Below are 3,027 nucleotides of genomic sequence, written 5' to 3'. Positions count from 1 at the left end.
AAACTGCGCGCCATAGGCGTGACCGACTACTGCGTCACCCGGTCCTACGAGCACGTTCGAGCGCACAAGGACACCGGCCGGCTGCCCGATTGCGATCTCCTATTCCCGAACATCGAGCTGCGGCTCAACACCGGAACGGTGAAAGGCAATTTCGTCAATATCCACCTCCTGGTTTGCCCCGACGATCCAAACCACATTACCGAGCTCAACAGATTCCTCGCCCAACTCGTTTTTGGAGCGTTTAACGACAAGTTTGCCTGCACGCCCTCCGATCTCATTCGCCTCGGCCGCCGCTCTGGTCCGACCAAGACCGACGATGAGGATGCGCTTCGACATGGCTGCACCCAGTTCAAAGTCTCGCTCGACAATCTCATCGATGCGCATCGCATGGAATGGGCACGCGATAATATTCTCATCGCGGTTTCAGGAAACGCGGATGGAACATCCGGCGTCAAAGAAGCGGCAGACGCCACCCTGCGCGGAGAGATCGAGAAGGCCGCCCACGCCATCTTCGCCAGCAGTCTAAAACAACGAGACTTTTGGCTGGGTCATGGCAAAGCCGATATCGACGAGCTGCGCGAACGGTACGGCGGCTGCAAGCCTTGCATCTGGGGATCGGACGCTCATGAACTGTCACGGGTTGCGAAACCTGCCGAAGATCGTTTCTGCTGGATCAAGGGTGTGCCGAGCTTCGATGCGTTGAGGCAGGCCTGTCTCGATCCCGAACGCGCATACGTGGCCCCCGAGCCACCGAAATGGGCCGCACCGTCCCAGATTATCGACGAGGTGACGATTTCCGATGCACCTTGGGCGAAGACCCCCAAACTGAAACTTAACCCCGGTCTGGTCGCGATTATCGGCGCCCGCGGGTCCGGAAAGACCGCGCTCGCGGATGTCATCGCGGCGGGCTGTGACTCGTATGAGCCGTCGGAAGAGCGCCCGTCTTTCCTCGGCCGCGCCGCCGAGCACCTCGCCGGCGCGAGTGTCGTATTGAAGTGGGGGAGTGGTGATCACACGACGGCGTCTCTCGACTCGCCGGTGAATTGGTCGTCGGAGGCCTATCCGCGAGCGCGTTATCTATCCCAGCAATTCGTCGAAACTCTCTGCTCCATTGAGGGCATGCCGACGCTCATCAGGGAAATTGAACGCGTCATCTTCGAGGCTCACCCATCCCTTGAACGTGACGGTGCCGTCGACTTTGACGAGTTGCTCGAGCTCCGCGCGAAAGAATATCGCGATACGCGCGAGCGCGAGGAGGCGGCGCTGGCGACAATCTCGGAGCAGATCGGCGCGGAGATCGAGAAGACGCGGCAGGTCGGTTCGTTGAAGTCGCAAATCGAGGAAAGGAAGAAGCTGATTGCGCGATATGAAGGCGATCGCAAGAACCTCCTGCCAAAGGGGCCGAACAAAGCAGCGGAGCGGCTCCAGGAGATCATTGCGGCCGCAGAGACCGTGCGTGGATACATCCGGTATTTCGCCAACCAGCAAGCCGCCGTCGTTGGCGTCAGGAATGAGGTCCAGGACCTGAGACAGAACAAGGCTCCCGAAGTTCTGCGGTCCATGCAGGATCGCCACCAACGCTCTGGACTGGAGGATGACGATTGGAAGCGCTTCCTTCTCACATATTCGGGCAATGTGGATCAATCGGTAACTCAGAAGGCCGCCGAGGCGCAGCGCGGAATGGCGTCATGGCGTGGTACTGCGCCGACGGCGCCCGTCGATGCTGGCGGATCATTTCTTCGCCTCACCGATGAGCCGGCCAAAATGCCACTCGCCGTTCTTGAGGCTGAAATCGCGCGTCTCGAGAAGCTGGTCGCCGCTGATAAGGAGACCGCCAACAAGCTGTCCGCGGTGACGAAACGCATCGCCGAGGAGAACACCGCGCTCGAGCGGCTTATCGAGAAGCTCAAGGATTGTGAGGGCGCGCGCGAAAGAGCTGATGCGCTCGTCGCCGACCGTGAGCAGGGATACATCCGGGTTTTCGATGCTGTCGTTTCGGAAGAGCGCGTCCTCAACGAGCTCTACGCGCCGCTGATGGAGCGCCTGAAGGCAGCCGGCGGCACCTTGGGGAAGCTCTCGTTCTCGGTCACGCGCGTGGCGAATGTCCGGGCCTGGGCGAAGCGCGGCGAGGACAATTTGTTCGATCTGCGCGGCGGGCCTTTCAAGGGAATCGGCTCGCTCGAACGGGAAGCCAACGCGATGCTGGCCCCCGCGTGGATGACCGGCGACGCCGCCGCGGTCTCTAAGGCAATGCAGGCCTTCCGGGACAAGCATCAGGAAGCCTTGCTCGACAAGGCGCCATACCCGCGATCCGATCAGGCGAACTATCGTCCGTGGTCGCGTCGCTTCGCGCAATGGCTCTACAGCACGGACCACATTTCAATCGAATATGGGATCCGATACGACGGCATCGATATCAGGAAGCTCTCGCCCGGAACCCGCGGCATCGTCCTCGTTCTCCTGTATTTGGCCCTCGACGATGCCGATGACAGGCCGCTGATCATCGATCAGCCGGAGGAGAATCTCGACCCGAAATCCATCTATGACGAACTCGTGCCCTTATTTCTTGCTGCGAAACGCAAGCGGCAGGTGATCATGGTGACGCACAACGCCAACCTGGTCATCAACACCGATGCCGATCAGATCATCGTCGCGGAAGTGGGTGCGCACAGCGCGGAGGGTTTGCCGCCGATCACCTATAGCGCCGGCGGTCTTGAGGAGGCTGGGATTCGCAAGATCGCTTGCGACATACTCGAAGGCGGAGAACGTGCGTTCAAGGATCGGGCACGCCGCTTGCGGATCGCGCTCGCGCGCTAGCGTGTGGCCCGATGTGAACCGATCAGGGCGTCAGCGGGAGAATTGCCCGGCAACGCTATCTGCGTTCGCTGTTGCGTTACGCCATTCAAGCTCATCCAACCATTTTGCGGTCGCAAACCGGTTGACCACGAACTGATAGCTGATCCAAAGCCCGCCCAACTCTGGCAGCAAGTTCGTATTGATAGTCGACGTAACCGGCGAATACTTCAA

Annotated in this window: 2 protein-coding genes; one reads left to right on the top strand and one right to left on the bottom strand. The window is 60.2% G+C overall.

Annotated features, from left to right (window positions below; all coding sequences use genetic code 11):
• The coding region (locus GTK01_RS20800) for a TrlF family AAA-like ATPase (RefSeq protein ID WP_252929754.1) at positions 1-2,817 on the top strand (2,817 nt) is incomplete at its 5' end.
• Positions 2,818-2,847: 30 nt separating this feature from the next.
• Here the strand turns inward: GTK01_RS20800 and GTK01_RS20795 are convergent.
• A partial coding sequence (locus tag GTK01_RS20795) for a hypothetical protein (RefSeq protein ID WP_252929752.1) occupies positions 2,848-3,027 on the bottom strand: 180 nt, incomplete at its 5' end.

It is taken from the genome of Aliihoeflea sp. 40Bstr573, assembly GCF_024105655.1.
Taxonomy (GTDB): domain Bacteria; phylum Pseudomonadota; class Alphaproteobacteria; order Rhizobiales; family Rhizobiaceae; genus Aliihoeflea.
The sequence above is the reverse complement of the archived record's forward strand: the minus strand, read 5'-3'. Positions and strand labels throughout refer to the sequence as shown.